Origin of the sequence: Nocardioides sp. (assembly GCF_036267815.1) — a bacterium.
Taxonomy (GTDB): domain Bacteria; phylum Actinomycetota; class Actinomycetes; order Propionibacteriales; family Nocardioidaceae; genus Nocardioides.
In genome coordinates, this window is sequence record NZ_DATAVI010000023.1 from 29234 (window position 1) to 56073 (window position 26840).

21 protein-coding genes are annotated in these 26840 nt (G+C 70.6%); 8 read left to right on the top strand and 13 right to left on the bottom strand.

The features are described from left to right. Nucleotides 1-16 precede the first annotated feature (16 nt). The 3 genes from VHW64_RS03735 to VHW64_RS03745 all read left to right on the top strand — a co-directional run bounded on the left by VHW64_RS03735 (nt 17) and on the right by VHW64_RS03745 (nt 4695). Nucleotides 17-1141: an alpha/beta hydrolase gene (locus VHW64_RS03735; protein WP_329649162.1), complete on the top strand. Its 1125-nt coding sequence runs from the start codon at nt 17-19 to the stop codon at nt 1139-1141. A gap of 130 nt (nt 1142-1271) precedes the next feature. After that, the gene (locus VHW64_RS03740; RefSeq protein ID WP_329649163.1) at nt 1272-2933 is read left to right on the top strand and encodes an Ig-like domain-containing protein; all 1662 of its coding nucleotides are present in this window, start codon (nt 1272-1274) and stop codon (nt 2931-2933) included. Between the two features lie 28 nt (nt 2934-2961). Then, nucleotides 2962-4695, top strand: a complete 1734-nt coding sequence (locus VHW64_RS03745) for a VCBS repeat-containing protein (RefSeq protein WP_329649164.1) — start codon at nt 2962-2964, stop codon at nt 4693-4695. Between the two features lie 22 nt (nt 4696-4717). Here the strand turns inward: VHW64_RS03745 and VHW64_RS03750 are convergent, their stop codons facing one another. The 13 genes from VHW64_RS03750 to VHW64_RS03810 all read right to left on the bottom strand — a co-directional run bounded on the left by VHW64_RS03750 (nt 4718) and on the right by VHW64_RS03810 (nt 21635). Continuing rightward, nucleotides 4718-8038 carry an MBG domain-containing protein gene (locus VHW64_RS03750; protein WP_329649165.1) on the bottom strand — a complete coding sequence of 1107 codons (3321 nt, stop codon included), beginning with the start codon at nt 8036-8038 and terminating at the stop codon, nt 4718-4720. Nucleotides 8039-8153: 115 nt separating this feature from the next. Next, a complete protein-coding gene (locus VHW64_RS03755; protein WP_329649166.1) occupies nt 8154-8420 on the bottom strand; it encodes a DUF6295 family protein in 267 nt (88 codons plus the stop codon). Between the two features lie 31 nt (nt 8421-8451). Beyond that, nucleotides 8452-9195: a dienelactone hydrolase family protein gene (locus tag VHW64_RS03760; protein ID WP_329649167.1), complete on the bottom strand. Its 744-nt coding sequence runs from the start codon at nt 9193-9195 to the stop codon at nt 8452-8454. Between the two features lie 96 nt (nt 9196-9291). Next, nucleotides 9292-10269: an ABC transporter substrate-binding protein gene (locus tag VHW64_RS03765; RefSeq protein WP_329649168.1), complete on the bottom strand. Its 978-nt coding sequence runs from the start codon at nt 10267-10269 to the stop codon at nt 9292-9294. A gap of 45 nt (nt 10270-10314) precedes the next feature. Further along, a complete protein-coding gene (locus VHW64_RS03770) occupies nt 10315-12327 on the bottom strand; it encodes an ABC transporter permease (protein WP_329649169.1) in 2013 nt (670 codons plus the stop codon). Beyond that, entirely contained in the window at nt 12327-13373 is a 1047-nt protein-coding gene (locus VHW64_RS03775; RefSeq protein ID WP_329649170.1) for a glycine betaine/L-proline ABC transporter ATP-binding protein, read from the bottom strand. The genes VHW64_RS03770 and VHW64_RS03775 overlap by 1 nt, the downstream gene beginning before the upstream one ends. Beyond that, nucleotides 13370-15082, bottom strand: a complete 1713-nt coding sequence (gene betA / locus VHW64_RS03780; protein ID WP_329649171.1) for a choline dehydrogenase — start codon at nt 15080-15082, stop codon at nt 13370-13372. Before betA ends, VHW64_RS03775 begins: the two co-directional genes overlap by 4 nt. Beyond that, nucleotides 15079-16572, bottom strand: a complete 1494-nt coding sequence (locus tag VHW64_RS03785; protein WP_329649172.1) for an aldehyde dehydrogenase family protein — start codon at nt 16570-16572, stop codon at nt 15079-15081. The genes betA and VHW64_RS03785 overlap by 4 nt, the downstream gene beginning before the upstream one ends. Before the next feature lie 132 nt (nt 16573-16704). Continuing rightward, complete coding sequence (locus VHW64_RS03790; RefSeq protein ID WP_329649173.1) at nt 16705-17505, bottom strand: IclR family transcriptional regulator; 801 nt, start codon at nt 17503-17505, stop codon at nt 16705-16707. Between the two features lie 73 nt (nt 17506-17578). Further along, nucleotides 17579-18451, bottom strand: coding sequence for a formyltetrahydrofolate deformylase (purU, locus tag VHW64_RS03795; RefSeq protein WP_329649174.1), 873 nt, complete (start codon nt 18449-18451; stop codon nt 17579-17581). 9 nt (nt 18452-18460) lie between these two features. Beyond that, nucleotides 18461-20002 carry a trimethylamine methyltransferase family protein gene (locus tag VHW64_RS03800; RefSeq protein ID WP_329649175.1) on the bottom strand — a complete coding sequence of 514 codons (1542 nt, stop codon included), beginning with the start codon at nt 20000-20002 and terminating at the stop codon, nt 18461-18463. Nucleotides 20003-20008: 6 nt separating this feature from the next. Beyond that, nucleotides 20009-20767, bottom strand: coding sequence for a hypothetical protein (locus VHW64_RS03805; RefSeq protein WP_329649176.1), 759 nt, complete (start codon nt 20765-20767; stop codon nt 20009-20011). A 181-nt stretch (nt 20768-20948) separates the two neighbouring features. Further along, the gene (locus VHW64_RS03810) at nt 20949-21635 is read right to left on the bottom strand and encodes a hypothetical protein (protein WP_329649177.1); all 687 of its coding nucleotides are present in this window, start codon (nt 21633-21635) and stop codon (nt 20949-20951) included. Nucleotides 21636-21916: 281 nt separating this feature from the next. On the opposite strand from VHW64_RS03810, the gene VHW64_RS03815 reads away from it, so the two are divergent. The 5 genes from VHW64_RS03815 to VHW64_RS03835 are packed head-to-tail and all read left to right on the top strand — an operon-like array spanning nt 21917 to nt 26834. Continuing rightward, on the top strand, nt 21917-22693 hold the full coding sequence (locus tag VHW64_RS03815; protein WP_329649178.1) for an IclR family transcriptional regulator: 777 nt from the start codon (nt 21917-21919) through the stop codon (nt 22691-22693). Then, nucleotides 22690-23361 (top strand): corrinoid protein, encoded by a 672-nt coding sequence (locus tag VHW64_RS03820; protein ID WP_329649179.1) that lies wholly within the window; start codon nt 22690-22692, stop codon nt 23359-23361. The genes VHW64_RS03815 and VHW64_RS03820 overlap by 4 nt, the downstream gene beginning before the upstream one ends. Further along, entirely contained in the window at nt 23358-24254 is an 897-nt protein-coding gene (locus VHW64_RS03825; RefSeq protein WP_329649180.1) for a dihydropteroate synthase, read from the top strand. Before VHW64_RS03820 ends, VHW64_RS03825 begins: the two co-directional genes overlap by 4 nt. Next, the gene (locus VHW64_RS03830; RefSeq protein ID WP_329649181.1) at nt 24251-26233 is read left to right on the top strand and encodes an ASKHA domain-containing protein; all 1983 of its coding nucleotides are present in this window, start codon (nt 24251-24253) and stop codon (nt 26231-26233) included. The genes VHW64_RS03825 and VHW64_RS03830 overlap by 4 nt, the downstream gene beginning before the upstream one ends. After that, nucleotides 26217-26834, top strand: coding sequence for a DUF1638 domain-containing protein (locus VHW64_RS03835; protein ID WP_329649182.1), 618 nt, complete (start codon nt 26217-26219; stop codon nt 26832-26834). The genes VHW64_RS03830 and VHW64_RS03835 overlap by 17 nt, the downstream gene beginning before the upstream one ends. Nucleotides 26835-26840: the final 6 nt, after the last annotated feature.

Consider the following 26840-nt stretch of genomic DNA (forward strand, 5'->3'; position numbering starts at 1 on the left):
CCTGTCGGGAGGCGGCATGGTCGGGTACGTCGTCAGCATCCTGGTCGTCGCGATCCCGACCGCCCTCGCCGTGGCACCGCTGCGCGGCTCGTGGCGGCTCGGGCAGATCAGCTGGCGGCTCGGCATGCAGATCAACGAGGTGCCCGTGGTCGGGATGGTCTGGGTCGTCGGCGACACGGCGTTCGCCGCGTGGCAGGGCAGCGTGACGAGCCCGTCGGGAGCCACCGGCCTGGTGCTCGCGGTCCTCACGATGGCCGGGCTGGTCGTGATCCTGGCCCGCGGGCTACGCGCGCGCAGCGCGGTGTCGGACGCCCTCGCGGCCGGGCTGGGCAGCAGCGAGCGGGTGCGCGTTCCGCTGCTGCGGACCGTCCTCGCCCCGCTGCGGGTCGGCCGGCGCGACGTCGTACACCGGCGCAACCAGGGCTACGGGCCGGCCGGGCGGGAGAACCTGCTCGACACCTACTCGCCACGCAACGGCGAGCAGAACGGCGCGTGCCTGGTCTACTTCCACGGCGGTGGGTACCACACCGGCGAGAAGGACCGCGAAGCGCGGGCACTGCTCTACCGGCTCGCGAGCCAGGGCTGGCTCTGCGTCAGCGCCAGCTACCGGCGGGGTCGCGCACGGCGCTGGCCCGACGCGCTCGTCGACGCCCATCAGGTCCTCGCCTGGACGCGGGCGGCGGCGGCGACGGGATCCGCGAGCGCCCCGGACGTCTTCGTCGCCGGCAGCTCCGCGGGCGCCCATCTCGCGGCCGTGACGGCCCTGACACCCGCAGCGACGCCGGAGGGGACGGGCGAGCCGGGGGTGGTGGCCGGCGCGGTCTGCCTCTACGGCTTCTACGACACCCCGACCTGGATCGACCGCGACCCGGACGCCCCCTCGTCACCGCTCGACCTCGTCGGCGCCGACGCCCCGGCGTTCCTGCTCGCACACGGCTCCCTCGACTCCTGCGCCGCCGTGGACGGTGCCCGCGCGTTCGCCGCCCGGCTGCGCGAGGTCTCGCGGCAGCCGGTGGTGTACGTCGAGCTGCCCGGCGGCCAGCACACGTTCGACCTCTACGCGTCCCCCCGCTTCACCGCCGTGATCGCCGGCATCGAGGCCTTCGCCGCCTCCGTGCGGCGCCGCCGCCCGCGCCGGTGACTGCTACCGCGCGCGTCACCAATTGTGGGCACGAGCCGGAGGTGGTCCGTCACTAGGCTCCAGGGAACTCTGGACACCGGGGGCGGGGATGGTTCGTGGCGGGGGGCGGGCGCACGGGATGCGCTGCGCGATGGTGCTCGTGCTCGGTGCGGTCGCGGCCATGCTCGTCGGCGTCCTCACCCCGGCCGTTGCGGCTCCGCCGACCGGAGACCCGGCGCAAGGCGGTGGGGTCGACGGCCAGGTGTACGCCACCTTGGTGGTCGGCAACACGCTCTACGTCGGGGGCAGCTTCGACAACGCCCTGGTGCAGGGTGGCGCCTCGACCACCCGGACCGACCTCGCGGCCTTCGACCGGGGCACGGGAGCCCTGCTCGGCGCGTGGCAGGCCAACACCGACGCCATCGTGCGCAGCCTCGCCAGCGACGGCAGCTACCTCTACGTCGGCGGCGACTTCACCACGATCGGTGGCGTAGCGCAGGGCCGCCTCGCACGGGTCAGCCTCACGACCGGCGCCGTCGACACCGGGTTCGCGCCCAAGCTGGGTGGCTCGGTCCGCGCCGTTGCCGTCGGCAACGGCGCCGTCTTCGCGGGCGGTGGGTTCACGATGTCGGGCGGCACGGCCGAGCAGGACCTCGCCAAGTTCGACGCCGACACCGGCGCCAAGATGTCCGCCTACACGGCCTCGACGAACGGCGCCGTCGACGTGCTGGCCCTCGACCCCAGCGGCACGAGCCTGGCGGTCGGCGGCAACTTCACGAGCCTCTCGGGCAGCAGCCGGGTGGGCCTGGGCCTGGTCGACCCCACCTCGGGCGCCGTCGTCGGCCCCTCCTTCGCCTTCTCCGTCGCCCCGATGCTCACCCTGAGCTGGAGCGACGACGGCACCGCCCTCTTCGGCGGCTCGGGCAACTTCAACAACGTCGCCGCCCGGTGGAACCCGGGCACGGGCGCGCGCAGCTGGCACCTCATGGTGGGCGGTGACGTCCAGGCGGTCGCCTACGACGACGGCAACGTCTACGTCGGGTTCCACGACAACTACCTGGGCGACACCCACACCAAGCTCCTGGCCCTCGACGCCACGTCGGGAGCGGTCTCCGCGACCTTCCGGCCGACCTTCAACCAGTTCTACGGGGTCCGCTCGATCAGCGCCGGGCCCTGGGGCCTGGTGGTCGGCGGGCAGTTCACCAGGGTCTCGGACGTCTGGGCGCACAACGTCGCCAGCTGGCCGACCCGCGCGACACCGGTGATCTCCGTCGACTCGCCGGCCACCTCGAAGTACGGCTCGGCGGTCGACGTCGACGTGAGCATCCCGGGCGCAACCGGCGCGGTGACCCTCCAGGGTGCCGGCCCGGACGCCGGCCAGGACCTCGCCAACGGTGTCGCCAGCTTCACGCTCCCGCGTCGGCTGGCCGTCGGGTCGTACACCCTGAGCGTGAGCTACTCCGGCGACAGCCTGCACACGGCCGGGACCGCCTCGGCGACGCTCGTGGTGACCAAGGCCGGGTCGAAGGTCGGCACCACCGTCGTCCGCAAGCCGACGAAGCACCGGCGCGGCAAGGTCGAGGTCACGGTCGCCTCCAAGACCGGCGGCGGGCTCGCGCCGACCGGCACCGTCCGGATCCGGCTCACCCATGGCGGCAAGCACCGCACCCTCCGGGGCACGGTGAAGGCGGGCAAGGCCAAGGTCACGCTGCCGCGGCTGGGCGTCGGCAAGTGGCGGATCGTCGCGACCTACGGCGGGGACGCCGGTCACAAGGCCGCCAAGCACCGCAGCACCGTGAAGGTGGGCAAGTAGCACTGAGGTGCGCAGTAGGGTCCTGCGCATGCGGACCTCACGCGTGGCCGGTGGCGGGATCGGGGTCGTGCTGGTCGCGGCCCTCGCCCAGGCAGGCGTCGACGCCGGGTCGGCGGTGACACCGGCCGGCGCCGCCCCGGTCACCGCGGCGACCTGCGCCCGCACGACAGCTCCGCATCCGGTGCGTCGCCCGAGGTTCGTGCGCACCATCGCGACCGGAGAGACCGGCTGGTTCTCCTCGCCGAGCCTGGCCGACCTCAAGGGCGACGGGCACCTGGAGATCGTGGCGCCGTTCTACTCGACGTTCGTGTTCAACGCCAAGGGCAAGCAGCTGGCCCGCGGCACGGCGACCGACGGCCGGGTCTACGCGCCGTCGGTCGTCGCCGACCTCGACGGCGACGGGAAGCCGGAGATCGTGGTCGGCGGCACCGGCAGCGTCGCGGCGTACGACTACGTGCACGGCGGGCTGCGCCTGAAGAAGGGCTGGCCGGCCTCGGTCCGCAGCGGCGGCCAGACCCCGGAGGTCCGCGGGCTCGCGGCCGCCGACCTCGACGGCGACGGCAAGGTCGAGGTGGTGGCGACGACCACCAACACCTCGCCGAAGGGCGCCCAGGTCTTCGTCTTCAACGCCCGGGGCAAGCGCTTCCAGCCCCGGGGCGGGCACCATCCCGCGTGGCCGCGCTACAACCGGCTCTCCGGGAAGGGCAACGACCTGCACTTCAACAAGGTCGGCAACCACGGCTACGGCGAGTACGGCGAGAACGTCGCGATCGGGAACATCGACAACGACCCCGACCTGGAGATCATCACGACGTTCGACAACCACCAGATCAACGCCTTCAACGACGACGGCACCTCGGTGCTGGCCTCGAAGTGGTTCACCGACCCCGAGTCGGACGCACTGGGCCGCAGGATGGGCTGGGGCCAGCTCATCCGGTGGGCGAGCCCGAAGGTCGAGCGGCGCCACTACCACCTGCACCAGGGCGCCTGGCCGAGCCCGGCGCACCAGCCCTGGCTCCAGTGGACGGCCTCACCGCCCGACGTCGCCGACCTCGACGGCGACGGCCGCAACGAGGTGATCGGCCTGCCCAACGTCGAGAAGCACATCCCCTACCGCACCCAGGGCTACGCCTTCATGGTGCTCGACGGTGCCTACGGCGACGGCCACCTGTCCGCCCGCCGGCACCGCGGCTTCGAGAAGCTCCCGATGTCCAACCACCCGGTCCACCGACCCGACGGCGACTGGTACCCGCCGTCCGGCATCCCCGCCCCGACGGTCGTCAACCTGGTCGGGGACTCCCGGCCCGAGATCGTCGCGGCCCTCCCGGGCGGCAAGGTGTACGCCGTCAGCCCCACCGGCCACCGGCTGTGGACCTATCGGTACGCGCCGCGTCGTTCGAAGACCTTCGCCTCCGAGGTGGTCGCGGCCGACCTCAACAAGGACGGCACCCCCGAGCTGGTCTTCGGCACCTACGCGCTGCACCGCAAGGCCGGCCGGCTGATCGTGCTCTCGGCGCAGGGCAAGCGGCTCTCGGTCACCCGGCTGCGTCACCAGGCCTACGACGGCAACGGCGTCGGTGTCGCCGCGGCTCCCTCGGTCGGCGACCTCGACGACAACGGCACCCTCGAGATCGTGCTGACCACGATGGACCACGGCATCGACGTCTACACGGTCCCCGGCTCCGGAACAGGCTGCCTGCCCTGGCCCACGGGCCGCGGCAGCCTGCTGCGCAGTGGCGCAGGTCCGGCCACGGCACCCTGAGCCGGGCCCGCTTCGACGTACCTCACGTGACCGTCTCGGTCCCGGCCTGCACCCGGTAGGCGTAGTCGGGGTTGGTCGGTCTGCCCACGAGGCCGATCGGGTAGCTGCCGGGCCGGGCGTTCGCCGCGGCGCCGGTGAACCTCAGGCCGGTGATGTCGCTGGCGTCATCGCCGCCGACGAGGCCGGCGAACCGTGCGGTGTAGGTGGGGGCGGGGTCGCCGTACTGCCGGGTCTTGTCCTCCACGGTGACGGTCAACCCAGCGGGCGTGATCCCTTCCGGTGCGGGTACGTAGGTGACGTCGTAGCGAGGGTCGGTGATCCCCGAGGCCACGATCTGGTACTGCCCGACGTGGGCGTCTGGGGGCGCGCCGGTGACGGTGAGCCCGTCGAGGTCGGCCACGGTGTCGTCGCCGACCAGTCCATGGGCTCGCACGTGGTAGTCCGCGGAGGCACTGCCGTAGACCCGGGTGACGCGGTCGACGGTGACCCTCAGCGGAGCAGGGTCGACGTGGACGCTCTGGGTGACCGGCGCCGCGGGCTGGTACAGGGCGTCGTCACCGGGGTCGCCGTCCTGGTGGGCGGTGACCGTGCAGTCGCCCGGCCCGACCAGGCGCAGGACGGGGCCGTCGCCGGCGTTCGTGTCGTCGGTGGTGCACACGGTGTCCGGGGCGGTGGTGAAGGTGACGGGTTGGCTGCTCCCACCTCCGGTGGCGCTGAGCGGGATCCGGTCGCCGTACCTGCGCTGGGTGGGCAGGCTGAAGGCAATGGTCTGGGGGCCCTGGATCTGTTCGACGAGGGTCTGGGTGTCGGTCTGGCCGGCGCTGTCGGTGGCCACGACGGTGACCTGCCAGGCGCCTGGCCTGGTGTAGGTGTGGTGGGCGTCCACGCCGAGCTGGGTGTCGCTGACGGTGTGGGTCTGGACCGGGTTGGTGTCGACGTTGAGGCTTGCCCAGGGCCCGGTCCCGCCGGCGTCGACGGAGTCCACGGGGGTGCCGTCGCCCCAGTCGATGGTGACTCGCTCGTGGTCGCCGGTTCCGGTGTGGGTCAGGTCCCCGGCCAGCCAGACGGGGGTGCCGGTCTGACCGCGGCCCGGTGCGGCGGCCAGGTCCAGGGTGGGGGCGACACCGCCGACCACGACCTCGAAGGTGGTCACGGCCTTCCCACGCACCGGGTCGGTGACGGTGAGCTCGACGGAGTAGGTGCCGGGCGCCTGGAAGGTGTGGTCGACGCCGCGGCCGGTCACCGCGGGGCCGTAGGCCGGCGCCCAGCCCGGGTTGTCGGGGCCGCCGACGGTGCGGCAGGGTCCACCGCAGGAGTCACCCTGGAACCGCCACGACTGCTGCGGCGCCATCACCGGCCCGCCACCGGGGCCGAAGTTGCTCGCGGCGAACCTCACCGCGGACCCCTCGACCGGCGACCGCGGTGCGTAGGTCGGTGACCCGACCGGCGCGTGGAAGCCGTCGACACGGGCCCGGTAGTCGCGCCCGTCGGCGCCCACGAACTGAAGGAAGGGGCTGGCCCAGCCGGTGCCTCCCGACTGATCGCCGGTGACAGCGCGTCCGACGAACTCGTACTCGCCGTCCGGCTTCTGCACCAGCCAGGCGGTTTGAACTGCGCCGTCCCAGTCCTCGTAGCCGAGACTCAGCGTCTGCTGGTCGACGGTGCGGTCCCCGGCGACCAGGTGCTGGACGAACCAGCTGTTGCTGAGCCTGATCGTCGAGGTGACCCCCAGGTTCCGGCTCATCGCGCTGATCGAGGCGGTGCGGGTCGGCTCTGCCGGGTCACCGCTGCGCCGGGCGCGCGGCTCGACCAGGAACTGAGGGTCGGTGTCCCGCGGCTCGGGCAGCGGGGTCGGGTTCAGGCACTGGTAGCCGTCGCGCTCGACCTGCCGCCCGTCGTCGGTGGAGTAGTACAGGAACGAGCCCTCACCCAGATCCTTGACCAGTCCCAGGCGGTAGTCCGTCAGCGACGGCTTGATCTGGCACGACGCGTTGTTCGTCGGTGCCGGCAGCGCGGCGAAGACGAAGTCGTTGAACAAGGTCGACGTGCCTTCGGGAGTGTCGATGATGGTCGCCGGGTCCGGGAACACCTTCGCGGAGTTCACTACCAACTGTGCCACTTTGCTCGGCAACGAGTCGTTGTCGAAGACCCGGACCCCCTCCACGACCGACGAGACGGTGGCCCAGATGACGACCCCGATCACCGTGCCCAAGGTGCCTGCCTCGAGCGCCGCCAGACCCTCTCCGACCCCCTCGAAGGCACCGAGTGTCTCGTACCCGAGGGTGCTCGTGAGCTCCGACACCAGGACCTCTGCCGCCTCCGCAACCGCTTCGGGAACGTACTGGGTCGCGGCCGCCACGACCTCGCCGCCCAGCGTGTAGATCCCCTCCATGTTGAGGAGGTTGCCGATCAGCAGGAACTCCTCCAGGTAGCCCACCGACGCCAACCCGTACAGACCGACGCCTTGGAGACCGGCGGCTGCCATCGCCCCGCCGAACGCCGCCGCGCCGGTGATGCCCGCGCTCGTGGTCACGTAGCCCGGCAACGCGGTCGTCGCGGTGCTCACCGTGCTCGATCCCCACCGGACGAACTGGTCGAACGAGGGAGTGGGCACGTAGCACCCGAACGCGTCGGGGCAGGGGGCGTAGCACGTCTGGGCGGTCGATCCGCTGTACTCGTCCTGAAGGGGAGCGGGCGGCTTGTAGCGGCAGTACCCAGTGGTCGCCTGGTCCTGCCCGCCGGGTCCGTAGGGCTCGATGGACGAGTGCAGGAAGTCGGTGAGCTCGCTGACGCCGGCGCCTGAGTTGACCAGCTCCCAGTAGCGCTTGGTGCTCAGGCCCGCCCACTTGGTGTACTCCAAGCCGGTGTTGCGGCCGGACCAGGCCTTCAGCGACCGGTCCATCCAGGTGATCCAGGTGACCGCGGACTGCTGGTCGGGGGTGCGCTGGGCCGCGGGGGTCTTGATCGCCTCGACGATGATCGACCAGAGCTCGGCCTGGGCGTCCTGACGACCCCAGCTCCGGACGGCCTCGGCGTCGCTGGCCGGGAGCCCGTGGTCGGCCAGAGTTCTCGCGACCGCCTCGTCCTCCAGGCGGTGCATGGCCGCACGCGTCTCGTCGCTGCCGAGGTAGTGCGGGCTGATCAGGCCCGGTGAGGGCAGCTTGGTGGGGGCGCATCCGGTCGTGGAGCCGTCGAGCCCGAGGAAGCACACCGAGCCGCTGCCGGTAGGGCCCGGGGTGTCGGCGTGGGCGGCCGCGGCGGTCACCAGCTGCCCCAGGGGCAGCAGTGCCAGGGTCAGCACGAGCGCGCCCCATCGACCGAGCCGCATCATCGTCACTCTCATCGCCTGCACCCTTCTCGAGCCTCATCACCTCGACCGTCGAGGTACCTGCGAGTGTCAAGGCGAGGGCAGGGCGCAGTCCTTCAGCAGGACGACAGAACGTGTCGATCCGACCGGGTCAGGTGAGCAGCGCCTCGGGGACCGCGGCCAGCGCTGCCTCGATAGCGCTCACCAGCTCGCGGGCCGACGCGGCGGTCAGCTCGACGGCGACCCGCGCCGCCGGACCCTTCGCCGGGTCGGCCAGGTCGATATTGAGGGTGTGCTCGGCCGGGGCGTGGACCGGGTGGTCGTAGTAGACCGTGGCGTCGGTGACCCGGAACCACGTGCTGCCGGGACCCTTGGCGCTGCCCTGCATCCGAGCCGTCTCGGTGGTGTAGGTGCACATGTCGTCTCCTCGCGTCGGGTAGTGGGGTCGCTCAGGACAGGTAGGTGCCGAAGAACGCCGCGATCTGCTCCCAGCCGTCGTTCGCGGCCTCGACGCGGTACGACGGGCGGTCGACGGCGAAGAAGGCGTGTCCCGCGTCGTCGTAGCGGTGGAACTCGTAGGGCGAGCCCTGGTCGGCCAGGATCTGCTCGAGCTCGTCGACCTGCTCGGGCGAGGGGTAGGCGTCGTCGTTCCCGAAGAGCCCGAGCAGCGGCGCCTTGAGGTTCGGCAGCTGGTCGACCAGGTTGGTCATCTTCCGCTCGGGCGGCGGGGTGCCGGTGACGAACGCGCCGTAGCAGTCCACGGCCCCCTGCAGGTCGAGGTGGCACGCGGACAGCACGCTCTGGCGGCCACCGGAGCAGTGGCCGATCACGCCGACCTTGCCACCGCTGGTCTCGAGCGCCCGGAGGTACGCCGCGGCCCCGGCGACGTCGCCGAGCAGCCGTTCGTCCGGCACGCCGCCCTGGGCGCGCGCGGTCGCGGCCGCGTCGTCGGGTGCCGCCCCCGGTGCCTCGCGGAAGTAGAGGTTCGGACAGATCGCGTCGTAGCCCAGCTCGGCGAACCGGCGCACCATCTCCTTCGTGGCCCGGTCGTAGCCGGGCATGTGGTGGATGACCACCACGCCTCCGCGCGAGGCGGCGTCGCTCTCGCCCTCGGGGCGCGCGAGGTAGGCCTCGACCTGGTCTCCGTCTGCGCCGGTGATCGTCACGGTCCGGGCGCTCAGCGTGTCACTCATACCTGGGATACAAGCACTCCCGATGCAGACCGACGCCCCCGGGGTGTCTCCCCCGGGGGCGTCGGCTGCGTTCGGTGCTACTGGGTCAGGCGCGGGTCACGTTCCCTGGAGCCAGGTGTTGACCAGGCTCTGGTTGGCGTCGATCCACTTCTGCGCCGCGTCGGCCGGCTTCATGCCGTCCTTGGCGATGTAGGTGGCCACCAGATTCTGGTCGGCGTTGGTCCAGTGGAAGTTCTTGATCAGCGTCACGGCGGGTGACCCCGACTTGGCGAACTTCGTGGAGATGAGCTTGTTCAGGTGGTACGGCGGGTAGTCGCAGGCCACCTTGGCCGCCACCGCGTCACACCCGGGGGTGTACTTCGGCAGGTTGACCTTGACCAGCTTCATCTCCGAGAAGAACCACTGCGGCTCGTAGAAGTACGCCAGCAAGGGCGTCTTGTTGGCCTGGGCCGACTTGAAGCTCTCGATCAGCGCGGCCTCCGAGCCACCGACCACGACCTGGTAGTTGAGGTTGAGGTTCTTCACCAGCGCCTGGTCGTTGGTGACGTACGACGGGTCGCCGTCGAGCAGTTGGCCCTTGCCCCCGGACTCACTGGTCTTGAACATCGAGGAGTACTTGTTCAGGTTCTGCCAGTTGGTGATGTCGGGGTACTTCGCTGCCATCCACGGCGGGACGTACCAGCCGATGATGCCTTGGTTGCCGGTCATGCCGGCGTCCTCGACCACGTGCTGCTGGGTGATGTACTTCTTCACCAGGTCCTCGTGGCCCCAGTTCTCCAGAACCGTGTCGATGGTGCCGTTGGCCATGCCGGCCCAGCTCGGAGTCTCGGCCAGGTTCTCGTACTTGACCGTGCACCCGAGCTTGCTGGTGGCCAGGTCACCCACGACGTAGGCGTCGGCGGTGTAGCCCACCCAGTTGTTGAGGGCGATGTTGACCGTCCCGCACGTCTTGCCGCTCGAGGCCGTCTTGTTGTTGGAGATGTTTCCGCCTCCGCAGGCGCTCAAGGCCATGGCCAGGATGGCGGCCACGCCGACCAGCCCGAACTGCCTCGGGCCTGATGGTGCTCGTGTCATGCGTGCTTCCTCTCTTCTCCTCGCGCTGCGGGCGAGGTAGGTCCGTTACTTTCCATAGCGGTCGGCGGACGCCCGGGCGATCCGGTCCAGCATGATGCCCAGGGCGGTGACCGCGATCCCGGCAGCGAACCCCTTCCCGAAGACGGGGGGCTGGCTGAACCCGGTCACGATGATGTAGCCGAGGCTTCCGCCGCCGACGAGGCCCCCGATGACCACCATCGACAAGACGTAGAGCAGCCCCTGGTTGGTCGCGAGCACCAGCGCGGGTCGAGCCATCGGCAGCTGCACCTTCCGGATCATCTGCCACGACGTGATGCCGCTCGAGCGCGCGGCCTCCACCGTGGTCGGTGAGACCCCGCGGATGCCGTCGGCGACGAGCTTGACCGAGATCGGGGCTGCGTACGCCACTGCGGCGGCGATCGCGGTGAACCGACTCGGCGTGAACAGTGCCAGAGCGGGCACGAGGTACACGAACGAGGGGATGGTCTGAAACCCGTCGAGGATCGGCCGGAGCACGGCATCGGCGCGTCGACTTCGCCCGATCCAGACTCCCACGACCACCGCGATGACCATCACCAGCACCGTGGCGACCAGGGTCGAGGTGAAGGTCTGCATCGTGTCGTTCCACAGGCCAGTCGCCAGGATCACGCCCTCGCCGGCCGCTGCGATCAGCATCGGTCTCAGGCCGCCGAGCACGAAGGCGAACCCGAGCAGCACCGGCGCCATCAGCCACCAGGGCGAGTTCGCCAGCAGGTTCTGCAGGGGGTTGAGGAAGCCGTAGCTGAGGAAGTTCTTGAAGGCCGCGGTGTAGGTGTCGATGGCGCTCACGATGTTGTCGGTGAGGCTGTTGATCCCGTTCTGGAGATGGCCACCGAGGTTCCACGAGGTGGGGAACGTCGCCAGGTCGAGGTAGGTGCGGGAGAGGTAGATCGTCACTGCCACCACGGCCAGACCGCCGAGCAGGACAAGTCGACGGTTTCGCCCGCCCAGACTCCGGCCCCGGCCCTGGCGCTGGCTGCGCTCACTGGCGGCAGTCGTCGTACGGTCGAGCATGATCGCGATCACCACGATCAGCAGGCCGGGCACCGCCGCCTGGCCGACGTTCTCGATCTGGAGGCCGGCGTACACGTCGGTGCCGAGCCCTGGTGCGGCCACCAGTGCTGCGATCACCGTCATCGACAGGGCTGCCAGGGTGCACTGGTTGACCCCGAGCACGATCGTGCGCCTCGCCATGGGCAGCTGCACCTGACGGAGCAGCTGGCCCCGGGTCACGCCCAGTGACTGGGCGGCCTCCTGGGTGGTCGCGGGGACCGACTTGAGCCCGAGTTCGGTGATCCGCACCAGCGGCGGCAGGCAGTAGACCATCGTCAGCACGATCCCGCAGGTGGCGCCGGGGCCGAAGATCATGAAGGCAGGCAGCAGATAGCTGAACGACGGCATCGTCTGCATCACGTCGAGGACCGGCGTCACGATCGAGGAGACGGTCTGGCGGCGGGCCATCGCGATGCCCAGCGGGATCCCGGCGAGCAGGCTGGCGACCACGGCGATCGCGGTCACGATCAGGGTGTCGACGCTGTCCGTCCAGTATCCGAAGATGCCGAAGAGCAGGAATGACACCGCGACCAGGATCGCGGACCGCAAGCCGGCCACAGCGAAGCCGATCCAGGTGAAGATCGCCAGCACCCCGAGCCAGCCGATCTCGGGCACCGGCCTCGGCTCTGCCGGGTGGGAGATGAGGTTGCCGATCTGGTTGACCAGCCAGTTGACGAACGACGAGATGTGGCCGATCACGCCGTGGAAGAACCAGTTGGTCGGCAGCGCGGCCTGGACGTCGTCGCGCACGTGGTTGATCCACGTGGAGAACCAGTTGAGCTGGTTGAACGGGATGGCCAGGGTGTTCTGCCCCCGGAAGATGAGCCAGCCGACGACCCAGACGGCGAGGACGACGAGGAGCTTGTATCCCGTGTGTCGCTTGGGGGTCGGGTCGACGTAGGGCTGTTCCTCCTTGAACCCGAACTCAGGGTTGCGTGAGGCCGTGACTCCGGCGCTGATCGCCATCAGCCGGCCTCCTCGGCGACCACGACCCGAAGGATGTCCTCGTCGTCGACGATGCCGACGACCCTGTCGCCGTCGACGACCCGGACCGGACCGTCGGCGGCGAGCACGGCGCGGGCCGCCTCGCGGACGACGGTGCTCGACGGCAGCGAAGGAGCGCCCTCGGCCTCGCCCGGCTTCGCATCGCGCATCACCCACTTCAAGGTGAGCACGTGCGCCTTCGGAACATCGGAGACGAAGTCCTTCACGTAGTCGTCCGCCGGGGCGCCGACGACCTCGTCGGGGGTGCCGATCTGGACGATCTCGCCGTCGCGCATGATCAGGATCCGGTCGCCCAGCTTCAGTGCCTCCGCGAGGTCGTGGGTGATGAAGACCATGGTCTTCCCGACCTCCTCGTGGAGCCGGATCACCTCGTTCTGCATGTCGCGGCGGATCAGCGGGTCTAGCGCGGAGAAGGGCTCGTCGAACATCAGGAGGTCTGGGTTCGCGGCCAGCGCTCGCGCCAGCCCCACCCGCTGCTGCATGCCGCCGGAGAGCTGGTCGGGGAAGTTGTTCTCATAGCCCGAGAGGCCCACCAGGTCGACCATCTCCTGGGCCCGGTTGCGCCGGTCCGGCTTCGCCTCGCCTCGCACCTCGAGGCCGAATGCGATGTTGTCGATCACCTTGCGGTGCGGGAGCAGGCCGAAGTGCTGGAACACCATCGAGACCTTGCGGCGGCGCGTCTCGAGGAGGTCCTTGTCGGACATCGCCGTGATGTCGTCGCCGTAGAGAGTCACGGTGCCCGACGTCGGCTCGATCAGTCGGGTGATCAGGCGGACGAGGGTCGACTTGCCGGACCCCGAGAGGCCCATCACCACGAACACCTCGCCCGGGGCGACGGTGAATGAGACGTCGCGTACGCCGACCACGTGCCCGGTCTGCTCCTGGAGCTCCTTGCGGGACAGGTCGGCCTGGGGTGTGCCGATGATCTTGTCGGCGCGCGGGCCGAAGATCTTCCAGATCCCCTCGACCTTCAGGGCCGCGTCGGACTCGACGGTAGGTGCGGTCATCGGGTGACCTCCTTGGGGGCGGGCGCCTCGTTGCGCGGGTCGCCGGGTGGGTGGAGCGGGCTGCCGTCGCGGTAGCGGTAGTAGGCCACGTCGGCGGCGGGCAGCGGGGTGTTGCCGGCGATCAGGTCGGCGGCCTTCTCGGCCACCATCATCACCGGTGCGTAGATGTTGCCGTTGGTGACGAACGGGAACACCGAGGCATCGACGACGCGGATGCCGTCGAGGCCGTGGACCTTCATGGTCAGGGGGTCGACGACGGCGTCGTCCTCGGTCCCCATCTTCGCGGTGCACGACGGGTGCAGCGCCGTCTCGGCGTCCTTGCGGACCCAGTCCAGGATCTCCTCGTCGGTCTCGACCTTGGCGCCGGGCGAGATCTCGCCGTCGTTGTACGGCGCGAGGCCGGGCTGGTTGAGGATGTCGCGCGCCACCCGGACCGCCTCCACCCACTCCTTGCGGTCGGTGGCGGTGGACAGGTAGTTGAACAGCATCGAGGGATGCTCGCGCGGGTCGGTCGAGCGGATCTTCACGTGGCCGCGGGTGTCGGCGTACATCGGCCCGATGTGGACCTGGTAGCCGTGGCCCTCCGCGGGCACGCTGCCGTCGTAGCGGATCGCGACCGGCAGGAAGTGGAACATCAGGTTGGGGTAGTCGACCTGGTCGTTGCTGCGCGCGAAGCCGCCCCCCTCGAAGTGGTTGGTCGCCCCCAGCCCACGACGGTGGAACAGCCACTCGTAGCCGATCTTGGGCCGGGCACTCAGCTTGAGCCCCGGGGCGATCGAGACGGGCTGCTTCGACTTGTACTGGATGTAGACCTCGAGGTGGTCCTGGAGGTTCTGGCCCACGCCCGGCACGTCGGCGACGACCTTGATGCCGAGGCGGCCCAGGTCGTCGGCGTTGCCGACCCCGGAGAGCTGGAGCAGCTGCGGGGAGTTGATCGCGCCGCCGCACAGGATGACCTCGCCGGCGTCGACGGTACGGCGCAGCCGGCCGCCGCGCTGGTAGTCGACGCCGACGGCTCGGGTGCCGTCGAAGCGGATGCCGGTGACGAACGACAGCGTGTGGACGGTGAGGTTCGAGCGACGGCGCACCGGGTGGAGGTAGGCGCGCGCGGCCGACAGCCGCCGGCCGCGGTGGAGGTTGCGGTCGAACCTCGCGAAGCCCTCCTGGCGGTAGCCGTTGACGTCGTCGGTGAGCGGGAACCCCGCGTCCTGGGCGGCCTGGAAGAACGCACCGAACAGCGGGTTCTCGGCCGGGCCGCGCTCCAGGACCAGGGGCCCGTCGCCGCCGCGCCAGTCGTCGGCGCCGGCCAGGCAGGTCTCCATCCGCTTGAAGTAGGGCAGGCAGTGCAGGTAGTCCCAGGTCTGCATCCCGGGCTCGGCGCCCCAGCGCTGGTAGTCCAGCGGGTTCCCCCGCTGGAAGATCATCCCGTTGATGCTGCTCGAGCCGCCGAGCACCTTGCCGCGGGCGTGGTAGACGCGCCGGCCGTTCAGGTGCGGCTCGGGGTCGGACTCGTACTTCCAGTCGTAGAGGCGGTTGCCGATCGGGATGGTCAGCGCTGCCGGCATGTGGATGAACGGGTCGATCCGGAAGTCGGAGCGGCCGGCCTCCAGGACCAGGACGGACGTCCCCGGATCGGCGGAGAGCCGGTTGGCCAGCGCGCAGCCGGCCGAGCCGCCGCCGACGATCACCACGTCGTACCGGTCGCTCATCGGCCCGCCTCGTCGACGTCCGGGCCGGAGAACCAGCGCTGCTCGGTGGGGCGGATGTTGTGCCAGACGTGCTTGGTCTCGCGGTACTCCGCCAGGCCGTGCTCGCCGAGCTCGCGCCCGACGCCCGACTGCTTGTAGCCGCCCCACTCGGCCTGCGGCACGTAGGGGTGGTAGTCGTTGATCCAGACCGTGCCCATCCGCATCCGGGCCGCGACCCGCTGGGCCTTGCCGGCGTCCTGGGTCCAGACCGCCCCGGCCAGGCCGTAGGTGCTGTCGTTGGCGATCGCGACCGCATCGTCCTCGGAGGTGAAGGTCTCCACGGTCAGCACCGGGCCGAACGACTCGGTCTGGGTGACGCTCATGGCGCTGGTGCAGCCGTCCAGGACGGTCGGCAGGTAGTAGAAGCCGTCGGCGAGGGCCGGGTCCTCCGGCGCCGCGCCACCGCAGCGCAGGACGGCACCCTCGGCCACCCCCGCCGCGACGTACGCCGCGACCTTGTCGCGGTGGGCCGCGCTGATCAGCGCCCCGGTCTCGGCCTTCTCGTCGAAGGGGCCGCCGAGCCGGATCGTCTGCGCGCGCTCGACCAGGGCGTCGACGAACCGGTCGTGCAGGGAGTGCTCGACCAGCAGCCGGGCGCCCGCCGAGCAGACCTGGCCGGAGTGCAGGAAGACCGCGGTCAGGGCGTAGTCGAGGGCGACGTCGATGTCGGCGTCGGCGAAGACGATGTTGGGGTTCTTCCCCCCGAGCTCCAGGGCCACCCGCTTCACGGTCTGGGCGGCGGTGGCCATGATGCCCCGCCCGGTCTGCACCCCGCCGGTGAACGAGACCAGGTCGACCCGCGGGTCGCTGGCCAGCGGCGCGCCGGCCGCGGGACCGGCGCCCAGGACGAGGTTGCCCACGCCGGCCGGGAGGCCGGCCTCCTCGAGCAGGCGCATCAGGTGGATCGACGTGTGGGGGGTCAGCTCGCTGGGCTTGAGCACGAACGTGTTGCCGGCCGCGAGGCACGGGGCGACCTTCCAGGAGGCCTGGAGGAGCGGGTAGTTCCACGGGGCGATCAGCCCGCAGACGCCCACCGGCTCGTGCACGATCCGGCTGACCACGTCGGAGTTGCCGGTGTCGACCACGCGGCCGGCGTCCTCCGAGCCCACCCGGCCGTAGTAGCGCAGGACCGAGACGACGTCGGCCACGTCGTACCGGCCCTCGACCAGGCGCTTGCCGGTGTCCTTGGACTCGGCCAGGGCGACGATCTCGGTGTCGCGCTCGAGGAGGTCGGCGGTGCGCAGCAGCAGGTCGCCGCGCTCGCGGGCGGAGGTCGCTGCCCAGGGGCCCTCGTGGAAGGCGCGGTGCGCCGCCGCGATGGCCAGCTCGACGTCGGCCGGGGTCGCCTCGTCGACCTCGCCGACGAGTGACCCGTCGGCGGGACAGATGATGGCGCGGCTGCCTCCGGCCGCGGCCGCGGTCCACTTCCCGTCGATGTAGAGCTCAGGCATGCGGGGCGCGCACTCCCTCCCTGCGGTCGGGCACGAGTTGCACGATCTGCAACTCATTGCTCATGCCGCAACAATCCCTACGTCGGAGGATAGGTGACCCACGCCACACGTCAAGGGTCGGCTCCACTCGAGTCAGCTCCGTCGACCCCACCCGAGACGGTGGGAGACCTCGAGCGCGGCGGAGACGACCAGCGGAACGGTCTCGTCGAGCCGCTCCTGGGTGAGCCGGAACGTCGGCCCGGAGATGCTCATCGAGGCGATGATGTCGCCGTGGTGGCTCCGGATCGGAGCGGCCGCGGCCGTCAGCCCGGCCTCCAGCTCGTCGACGGCCAGCGCGTAGCCGAGCCGGCGCACCTCGGCGAGGTCCTCGAGGAGACCACTGCGCGAGGTGATGGTGTGGTCGGTGAACCGCGGCAGGTGCGGCAGCGCGGCGTCGAGCTCCTCCTCGGAGAGCTCGCTGATCAAGACCTTGCCGTTGCTCGTGGCGTGCAGCGGGATCCGCTGCCCGACCCAGTTGTGGGACTGGAGCGCCGACGAGCCGGCGACCTGGTCGAGATAGAGGGCCGACTCCTCGGAGCGCACCGTGATGTTGACCGTCTCGCCGGTCTCCGAGGCCAGCTGCCGGGTGACCGGCCGGGCCTCGCTGACGACGTCCAGCCGGGCGGTGGTCGCGCCGGCGAGCCTCAGGTTGCCGACGCCCAGCCGGTAGCGCCCGCGGTCGTTGATCTGCTCGACCAGCCGGTGCACCTCGAGGGTGGCCAGCAGCCGGAACGCCGTGGACTTGTGGACGCCGAGGCCGGCGGCGATCTCGGTGACGCTGGACTCGCCCTCGCGAGCGAGCAGCTCCAGGATCGTGATCGCGCGGTCGACCGACTGGACCGGTGCCGACACGCCCGCCTCGACCGGGGCCGTGGACTCCTGGGCGGTCGTCATGGGGCGCAGCCTAGGTCATCAGTTGCGCATCGCGCGACACGTGTCTCCTCACGCAACAGTGACGGACCCAGGGTCAGCGGAAGACGACCGTGCGGTGGCCGTGCGACAGGATCCGGGTCTGGGAGTGCCAGCGCACGGCGCGCGAGAGCACCAGGGCCTCGACGTCGCGGCCGGCCGCCACCAGCTGGTCGGCGCCGAGGGTGTGGTCGACCCGGGCGACCTCCTGCTCGATGATCGGCCCCTCGTCCAGGTCCGCGGTGACGTAGTGAGCCGTGGCGCCGATCAGCTTGACGCCGCGGTCATGGGCCTGGTGGTAGGGCTTCGCGCCCTTGAAGCTCGGCAGGAAGGAGTGGTGGATGTTGATCGCGCGACCCGCCAGCTCGCGGCACAGGTCGTCGGACAGGATCTGCATGTAGCGCGCGAGCACGACCAGGTCGATGTCGAGGTCGTCGACGAGCCGGAGCAGCTCGGCCTCCGCCGCGTCCTTGGTGTCGGGCGTCACCGGCAGGTGGTGGAAGGCGATGCCGTGCGACCTGGCCAGCGGCTCGGCGTCGCGGTGGTTGGACACCACCAGGGGCACCTCGATCTGGAGGTCGCCGGTCGTGGTGCGGAACAGCAGGTCGTTGAGGCAGTGCAGCTGCTTGGAGCACATGATCAGCGTGCGGTACGGGACGTGTGCGCCCCACAGCTCGTAGCTCATCGCGAACCGGGCGGCCACGCCCGCGAACCGCTCTCGCAGCGTCGCGGCGTCGGTCGCGTCCGCCGTCTCGAAGTCGATGCGCATGAAGAAGCGGCCGCTCTCGCGGTCGCCGAACTGCTGGCTCTCGCGGATGTTCCCCCCGTTGTCGAGCAGGAACGACGTGACGGCGTGCACGATCCCGGGCTGGTCCAGACAGGACAGCGTGAGGATGTAGTCGCCCAGCGGCTCGATGGTCGAGACGGTCATCGGGGGCCCTCAGTCTCCGAGCTCGGCGCGGCGGCGGGTGACGTAGGCCTCGAGCTCCTCGCGGATGGCGTCGTCCATCGGCGGGGGCTCGTACTCCTCCAGCTTCTTCTGCCAGACCTCGGCCGCCCGCGCCGCGGTGTCCTTGGCGCCGTTGCGCATCCAGCGCTCGTAGTTCTCCGAGGAGGACAGGAGCGGCCGGTAGAAGCAGGTCCGGAAGCGCTCCATCGTGTGCATGGCCCCCAGGAAGTGACCGCCGTGGCCGACCTCCTGGTGGGCGTCGAAGGCGATCGAGGCGTCGTCGATCTCCATCGGGGTGAACTCGTGCTGGAGCATCTGCACCAGCTCGACGTCGATGATGAACTTCTCGTAGCCCGCGACCAGGCCGCCCTCGAGCCAGCCGGCGGAGTGCATCACCCAGTTGGCGCCGGCCAGGAAGGTCGGCATCAGGGTCATCAGGGCCTCGTAGCCGGCCTGGGCGTCCGGCACCTGCGACGACGTCAGGCCGCCACCGGTGCGGAAGGGCAGGTTGAAGTGGCGCGCGATCTGGCCGGTGCACAGCAGGCCGATGCCCGACTCCGGCGTCCCGAAGGTCGGGGAGCCGGACTGCATGTCGATGTTGGACAGGAACGAGCCGAACACGACCGGCGCGCCGGGACGGATCAGCTGCGAGAGCGCGATGCCGGACAGCGCCTCGGTGATCTGCTGCACCAGCGCCGCCGGGATGGTCACCGGCGACATCGCGCCCATCAGGATGAACGGCGTCAGGACGACGGGCTGGTTGGCCGAGGTGTACTCGAACTGCGCCTCGAGCATCCGGTCGTCCCAGCGCAGCGGGCTGTTGCAGTTGATCAGGGAGATGATCGCCGGGGTCTGCTCGATGGACTCCCGCGAGCCGAACAGGATCTCGGTCATCGCGATGGTGTCGGCCGCGTTGGTGCCGCTGACGACGTTGCCCATGTAGATCTTGTCGGTCAGCGTCTGGAGCGCATAGGTCATGTCGAGGTGACGGCTGTCCAGCGGGGTGTCGTTGGGCTCGTTGACCACGCCGCCGGCGCTGTCGAGGGCGGCGAAGCTCTGGGCGAGCCGGCTGAAGTTGCGGAAGTCGTCCATGGTGCCGTCGCGGCGCACGTCGCCCTGACGGACGAACGGCGGGCCGTAGACCGCGCCGAACGCCATCGACTGGCCGCCGATGTGCACGTCGTTGTCGTGGTTGCGCGCTTGGAGGTCGAACTCTCGCGGCGCCTTCGCGACCTGCTCCAGGACGAAGTCGGGGTCGAGGAAGACCGTCTTGTCCTCGACCCTCTGGCCCGCCTTGCGGAACAGGTCGAGCGCCCGGTCGTCCAGGAACTCGACGCCGATCTCAAAGATCAGGCGACGCCAGCCCGCGTCGAGCTTGGCCATCGCCTCCTCGGAGAGCACCTCGTAGCGGGGCATGCGGTTGACGAACATCTGATCTCCTGGGTGGGGCGCTCCGGCGTGGCTCGAGCGAAGCCTAGCGTCCTGATCTGGAACGCGGGTTCCATGATGTGGAACTCTGTCGCCCCAGGTCAATGCCCCCTACCCGCAGTTGTCGTAGGTGAACCGGCCGATGCCGACCATCTGCCCGATGCTGCTGGTGTTCACGTCGCCGTCCTTGTCGGGGGTGTCCGCGGCCTGGTAGACGATCGTGAACTGTGTCTGCGCACCCGGCCAGACGAGGGTGGCGTCGCCGTCGGCCGAGTCGATGTTGCCGGGGTCGCTCGGGTCACTGCGGAAGGGCGACCCGCTGGTCCCTGCTCCGAGCACGTCGGATCCGGTCGAGAGGACGGAGAAGGTCTCCGGCGAGACCCGGACCTGGTCGATCCACTCACCCTGGTCGCCGTCGATGTCGGTGATGGTGAACCCGAAGCCGCTCACGGCTTGGGAGAAGGTGATCGTCATCGTGATGACGTCGCCGGTCCTCATGCCCTTCGCGTGGTGGAGTCGCAGGTAGTCCCAGGGCGTTGCGTAGTCGGTCGTGAAGATCCTGCCCGTCTCCTTGTCCGTGAACGGCTGGTACGTCTTGCCGGCACGAACCTGGGTGATCGTCACCGTCGCCGTCACGCTGCCCGGGAAGACCAGCGTCGTCACCACGCCGGTCTTGTTGTCGATCCTCATCGTCCCGGCTCCACGCTGCTGGCACCCCCCGCTGGCGGCGGCGAACGCCGGCGCGGCCATCGCCACACTGACCACGGGCACGGCCCAGGCGGCGGTCCGGGCGACGGTACGGCGGCTGATGCCGGCCGAGCCGCGCGGCTCGAGGTGGTCGTGGGTGTGCGCAAGCGCCTTGATGTTCATGGTGGTCCCCCCCGCCCGCGACGCGGGCGCTGATATGTGCGTGCAACGTTGCCCAGGTTGGGCATGCCAAAGCCTCGCGAACGAAACGCCGCCCGCGGAACGTGATGACGAGGGCCGAGCCCTCAAGAATGTGCGGGCACCCCAAGCGCCGCTTGGGGTGCCCGCGCCGTTGTGCTGGGCGTCAGCCGCAGGAGTCGTAGCCGACGTTGCCGACGCCGATCCACTGACCGCACTGGCTGAGCCTCTCCCCGGCGTCCCCGACGACGTAGTTCACGACGAACTGGTCGAGGGAGCCCGGCCAGGTGACGGTCACGTCGTTGGCGTTGGAGTGGATGCTCGCCTCGGAGCCACTGGAGAAGGGCACGGCCTGGGTTCCGGTGCCGAGGACCTCCGTCCCCCGGGTGACGATCGAGAAGCCGGGGGTCCCCAGCCAGACCTCGTCGTCGTAGTAGCCGCCCAGATGGTCGACCTGGGTCAGGGTCAGGAAGAAGTTGGCGACCGGTCGCGACAAGGTGACGGTCATCGTCAGGACGTCGCCGACCTCCATGCCCTGGTCATGGCTGAGGACGACGTAGTAGAAGCCCGGCTGGTACTGGGCAGTGCCGGTGGTGCCGGTGACGCCGTTGCCCAGCGGGTCGCGGACCGTGCGGCCACGGCGGACCTGGGTGATGGCCACGCCGGCCGACACCGCTTGCCCGGGGCCGGACCCCGCGAAGTGGATCGAGCTGATGTCGCCGCTCTGGTCCGTGTACAGGCGGCCCAGGACGGACTGGCATCCGCGGCTCGCGGCCAGGGCCGGTGCACCGACGGCGGTGCTGACCACCGGCACGGCCCAGACCGCGGTCCGGGTCACCGTCCGTCGGCTCACTCCGCCTTCCTGCGTGTGGGCGCCTTCCTGCGTGTGGGCGCGCGACAACGTCTTCATCTTCATGTGAATCCCCCCGACCCGAGAACGGGCCCTTGTGGTGCGAATGGTGTGCGCCGGCAACCCTTGCGGTTTTAACCCGGCCGGTGGAGGGGCGCCGGGATGCGGACCCCTCGAGAATCTGCGAGCGGTTGCGCAGGTCGGCCCCGGGCTTCTAACCTCATCATGTGGGACTGCGGTTCCACATCATGGAACTCGCGAGTGACCGACGGCAGGAGAGACCGGTGGCCGAGCCGGCAGGTGGTGGCACCCAGGCGCTGGATCGCGCAGCACAGCTGGTGTCCTCGGTCGTCGAGGCCGCCGAGCCGCTGTCGTTCGCCGAGCTCCAGGAGTCCAGCGGGCTCGCCAAGTCCACGACCTCCCGGATGCTGGCCGCTCTCGAGCGGGGCGGGCTGCTCGAACGCGACGACGCCGGCGGCTACGTCGCCGGCAGCCTGTTCTGGACCTACGCCGCCCGGCACGACCCGTGGGAGGAGCTGGTCCGCGTGGCGCAGCCCGTGCTGGCCCGCATCGGCGAGGACACCCAGGAGACCGTCCATCTGTCCGTGCTGCGCGGTGACCGTGTCGTCCAGGTCGCCCAGGTCGACTCGCAGTACCTGCTCGGGATGCGCGACTGGACCCAGATCGAGGTCCCGGCCCACACCTCGGCCCTCGGCAAGGTCTTCTGGGCCTGGGGAGCGCTGCGGATCCCCGTCTCGCAGCTGGTCCGGCTGACCCCGCACACCCTGACGACCCGGGCCGCCCTCGACCGGGACGCCGCCTCGGCCCGGAAGCGGGGGTACGCCGTGACCGTCGACGAGCTCGAGGTCGGCCTGACCGGCATCGCCGCCCCGGTCTCCGGCCCCGGCGGCGTCCTCGTCGCCGCCCTCGGCGTCTCGGGCCCCACCAGCCGGCTCGGCGGACGCGTCGACGAGCTCGGCCGCAACCTGATCACCCGCGCGGCCGAGGTCGCCGCGGTGCTGCAAGGAATCAACCCTCACGTGAAGGAAGGCGTCGCATGACCAGTAGTCCGGAGGACATCCTCAAGGGCCTCTTCGACGAGACGCTGGTCGGCAACGGCCCCCGCGTCCTCGAGCTCACCGAGGAGGGGCTGGCGCTCGGCATGGAGCCGCAGACGCTGCTCTTCGAGGCGCTCATCCCCTCGCTGGAGGAGGTCGGCGCGAGGTTCGAGCGCGGCGACTTCTTCGTGCCCGAGATGCTGATCGCCGGCCGCGCGATGGCCGGCGCCATGGAGCGGCTGCGTCCGCTGCTGGCCGAGACCGGCGTCCAGACGATCGGCAAGTTCCTGATGGGCACCGTCAAGGGCGACGTGCACGACATCGGCAAGAACCTCGTCAACATCATGCTCGAGGGTGCCGGCTTCGAGGTCATCGACCTCGGCGTGCAGGTGGCGCCGGAGAAGTTCGTGGAGCAGATCCAGGAGCACCACCCCGACGTCGTCGGCTTCTCGGCGTTCCTGACCACGACCATGCCGATGTTCAAGGCCAACATCAACGCCCTGGAGAAGGCCGGCCTGCGCGACTCGGTCGTCGTCATGGTCGGCGGCGCGCCGGTCACTCAGGAGTACGCCGACGCCGTCGGCGCCGACGGGTACGCCGCGGACGCCTCGGCGACGGTGAAGAAGGCCAAGGACCTGCTCCAGCGGCGCCGCGCCAAGGTCGACGCATGAGCGCCCTGGAGTCGTCCGCGCCGGCGGAGCCGAGGGAGACCCGGCTCCGCAGTGCGACCAAGGAGGTCGTGATCGGGCACGGCCACCGCTTCTGCCTGATCGGTGAGCGGATCAACCCCACCGGCCGCCGGATCTTCCAGGAGGGCCTGCGAGCCGGCGACCTGTCGGCGATCGAGAAGGACGTCAAGGCACAGGTCGAGGGCGGCGCGGACGTCCTCGACGTCAACATGGGCGTGCCGCTGACCGACGAGCCCGAGCTGCTCGCCAAGGCGATCCAGCTGGTCCAGTCGCTGACCGACCTGCCGATCTGCATCGACTCCTCGGTGGTCGAGGCCCTCGAGGCCGGGCTCTCGGTCTACCAGGGCCGGGCGCTGGTCAACTCGGTGACGGCCGAGGACGACCGCCTCGCCGCCATCCTGCCGCTGGTGAAGAAGTACGACGCCGCGATCATCGCGCTGCCCAACGACCACGACGAGATCCCGATGGAGGCCGACAAGCGCCTGGTCCTCACCGAGAAGATCATCCGGGTCGCCACCGAGGAGTACGGCCTCGACGCGGGCGACATCGTCATCGACCCGCTCGCGATGCCGATCGGCGCCGACACCACGACCTCCCTGGTGACCATGGAGTGCATGCGCCGGATCCGCCACCGGTTCGGGGTCAACATGACCTGCGGCGCGTCCAACGTGTCCTTCGGCATGCCCGACCGGCACACCCTGAACTCCGTGTGGCTGCCGATGGCGATGACGTCCGGTCTGACCAGCGCGATCATGGATGCCCGGACCCCGCAGATCGTGGACGCCGTCAAGGCGGCCGACGTGTTCCTCAGCCACGACGACTGGGGCATGGCCTGGATCTCGGCGCATCGGGCGAAGCAGGCCGCGACGGCATGAACCCACCGCCGGACGCCGGCGAGACCGAGGGTCAGGGCCTGCCGGAGTACTCCATGGAGACCTACCGTCGAGAGGGACTCATCGCTCCGCCGGGCGCCGAGCCGGCGGCGCACGACGGCACCGGTCGGGTCCAGCTGTCCTTCACCGTCGAGGACAAGGAGGCGCCGCCGACCCAGAAGCAGGTGCGGGTGCCGCCCGGTGTCAGCGTCTTCGACTCCGCGTCGTGGAACGGCATCGCCATCGACTCCACCTGCGGGGGCCACGGCACCTGTCACAAGTGCAAGGTGCGGGTCGCACCGGTCACGCCCGTCACCCGGCACGACGAGCGCACCTTCACCCCGGCCGAGCTCCAGGCCGGCTGGCGGCTGGCCTGCCTGGTCCAGGCGACCCGCGACCACGACGTCGTCGTACCCCCGCTGACCACCCGGCCGAAGGCGGCGACCGTCGGCGTGGGGCGCCAGGTGATCCTCCGGCCGGCCGTGCAGAAGCGCTACGTCGAGCTGGTCGAGCCGACCCTGGAGGACCAGCGCCCCGACGTGGTCCGGTTGCTCGACGCGATCGACGACCTCGAGCCCAAGCCCGACCTGCATGCCCTGCGGCGGCTCCCCGGCGTCCTGCGGCAGGCCGACTTCAAGGTCACCGCCGTCGTCGTCGACGAGGTGCTGGTCGACGTCGAGCCCGGCGACACCACCGGCGTGCGCTACGCGATCGCCTTCGACCTCGGCACCACGACCGTCGTGGCGACGCTGCTCGACCTGGTCACCGGCACGCCGGTGGCCGTGGCCTCGATGCTCAACAAGCAGCAGCCGTTCGGCGGCGACGTCATCTCGCGGATCAGCGCGACCATGCTCGACCCGGCCGCACTCGGCCGGCTCCAGAAGGCCGCCGCCGACACGCTCTCGAGCCTGGCCGAGCAGGTCTGCCGCGAGGGCGGCGTCGATCCGAGGCACGTCTACGAGGCGGCGCTGGCGGGCAACGCGACGATGACCGCCCTGGTGCTGGGGATCGACCCGGAGCCGCTCGGGGTCGCGCCGTTCATCCAGACGACGGCGACGCCGCCGTCCGTGCCGGCCCGCGAGATCGGGCTCGAGCTCCACCCCGGTGCGCCGGTCGCGCTGTTCCCCGCGCTCGGTGCCTACGTCGGCGGCGACATCGTCGCCGGGATGCTCGCCACCGGGATGGACCGCGACAAGCGGATCCGGCTGTTCATCGACGTCGGCACCAACTGCGAGATCGTGCTCAGCGACGGCACCCGGATCCTGTCGACCGCGGCGCCCGCCGGCCCGGCGTTCGAGGGCGGCGCCATCCGATGCGGGATGCGGGCGGCCGACGGCGCCATCGAGGTGATCAAGCTCGTGCCGGGCGACGACGGCGGCGTCGAGCTCGGCGTGATCGGCGACGTGGCGCCGCGCGGGCTGTGCGGCTCGGGGCTCGTCGACGCCGTGGCCGAGCTGGTCAAGGTCGGGCTCCTCGACGCGAGCGGGCGGTTCGTCACCGACGAGGTGGCCAAGGAGGTCGCGCCCGGCCTGGCCGACCGGTTGACCTACATCGGCCAGGAGCGGGTCTTCGTCCTGCACCGCGAGCGTCCCGACGACGATCCGGCCGAGGGTGTGGTCCTGTCGCAGCGCGACGTGCGCGAGCTCCAGTTCGCCAAGGCGGCGATCTCGACGGGGTGGACGCTGCTGATGGAGGAGCTCGGGCTGGAGCAGAGCGACATCCAGCAGGTGCTGCTCGCCGGGTCGTTCGGCAGCTATCTCTCGGCGGCCTCGGCGGTCCGGATCGGCCTGGTCCCGAAGCTGCCGGTGCTGCGCATCGTGGCCGCCGGCAACGTCGCGGGCGAGGGCGCCAAGATGGCGCTGCTGTCGATCCGTGAGCGGGCCGGAGCCCTGGCCCTGCTGGAGGAGGTGACCTATGTCGAGCTCTCCGACCGGCCGGACTTCAACGACCGGTTCGTCGACCTCCTTGCGTTCCCGGGCTGACGCCGACCCGGCGACGCCCCGGGTCGCCCTGGTCGCCTGTGGCGCGCTGGCGCAGCCCGCGGCGTCCGTGGTCGCCCGGCGCGGGTGGCCGGTCGACGTCCACCCGCTGCCGCCGCTGCTGCACAACCAGCCGCACCTGATCGCCGGCGAGGTACGCCGGCTCGCCACCGAGCTGGCGGCGTCCTACGACGTCGTCGCGGTGGGCTATGCCGACTGTGGCACCTACGGCGCCCTCGATGTCGTCTGCGACGAGCTCGGGCTGCGCCGCCTCCCGGGCCTGCACTGCTACGACCTGTTCGAGGGCGAGGACGCCATCGCGACGCGGCTCGACGAGGAGCCCGGGACCTACCTGCTCACCGACTTCCTGGTGCGGTCCTTCGAGCGCACCGTCGTCCGCGAGCTGGGTCTGGACCGCTACCCCGAGCTGCGCGACGACTACTTCAAGCACTACACCCGCGTCGTGTGGCTGGCCCAGGAGCCGGACGCCGAGCTGCGGACCCTCGCCCAGCGGGCGGCCGACCGGATCGGCCTGCCCCTGACCGTGGTCCCCACCGGCACCGGTCGGCTCGAGCAGGCGCTGGCAGACCTGGTGCCCATCTGAGGCGGT

Coding starts and splice junctions, on each gene's coding strand:
- VHW64_RS03830 (WP_329649181.1), top strand. CDS start 24,251: ATGAACCCACCGCCGGACGCCGGCGAGACCGAGGGTCAGGGCCTGCCG.
- betA (WP_329649171.1), bottom strand. CDS start 15,082: ATGAGCGACCGGTACGACGTGGTGATCGTCGGCGGCGGCTCGGCCGGC.
- VHW64_RS03760 (WP_329649167.1), bottom strand. CDS start 9,195: ATGAGTGACACGCTGAGCGCCCGGACCGTGACGATCACCGGCGCAGAC.
- VHW64_RS03745 (WP_329649164.1), top strand. CDS start 2,962: ATGCGGACCTCACGCGTGGCCGGTGGCGGGATCGGGGTCGTGCTGGTC.
- VHW64_RS03820 (WP_329649179.1), top strand. CDS start 22,690: ATGACCAGTAGTCCGGAGGACATCCTCAAGGGCCTCTTCGACGAGACG.
- VHW64_RS03790 (WP_329649173.1), bottom strand. CDS start 17,505: ATGACGACCGCCCAGGAGTCCACGGCCCCGGTCGAGGCGGGCGTGTCG.
- VHW64_RS03740 (WP_329649163.1), top strand. CDS start 1,272: ATGGTGCTCGTGCTCGGTGCGGTCGCGGCCATGCTCGTCGGCGTCCTC.
- VHW64_RS03805 (WP_329649176.1), bottom strand. CDS start 20,767: ATGAACATCAAGGCGCTTGCGCACACCCACGACCACCTCGAGCCGCGC.
- VHW64_RS03750 (WP_329649165.1), bottom strand. CDS start 8,038: ATGAGAGTGACGATGATGCGGCTCGGTCGATGGGGCGCGCTCGTGCTG.
- purU (WP_329649174.1), bottom strand. CDS start 18,451: ATGACCGTCTCGACCATCGAGCCGCTGGGCGACTACATCCTCACGCTG.
- VHW64_RS03785 (WP_329649172.1), bottom strand. CDS start 16,572: ATGCCTGAGCTCTACATCGACGGGAAGTGGACCGCGGCCGCGGCCGGA.
- VHW64_RS03735 (WP_329649162.1), top strand. CDS start 17: ATGGTCGGGTACGTCGTCAGCATCCTGGTCGTCGCGATCCCGACCGCC.
- VHW64_RS03755 (WP_329649166.1), bottom strand. CDS start 8,420: ATGTGCACCTACACCACCGAGACGGCTCGGATGCAGGGCAGCGCCAAG.
- VHW64_RS03765 (WP_329649168.1), bottom strand. CDS start 10,269: ATGACACGAGCACCATCAGGCCCGAGGCAGTTCGGGCTGGTCGGCGTG.
- VHW64_RS03825 (WP_329649180.1), top strand. CDS start 23,358: ATGAGCGCCCTGGAGTCGTCCGCGCCGGCGGAGCCGAGGGAGACCCGG.
- VHW64_RS03775 (WP_329649170.1), bottom strand. CDS start 13,373: ATGACCGCACCTACCGTCGAGTCCGACGCGGCCCTGAAGGTCGAGGGG.
- VHW64_RS03770 (WP_329649169.1), bottom strand. CDS start 12,327: ATGGCGATCAGCGCCGGAGTCACGGCCTCACGCAACCCTGAGTTCGGG.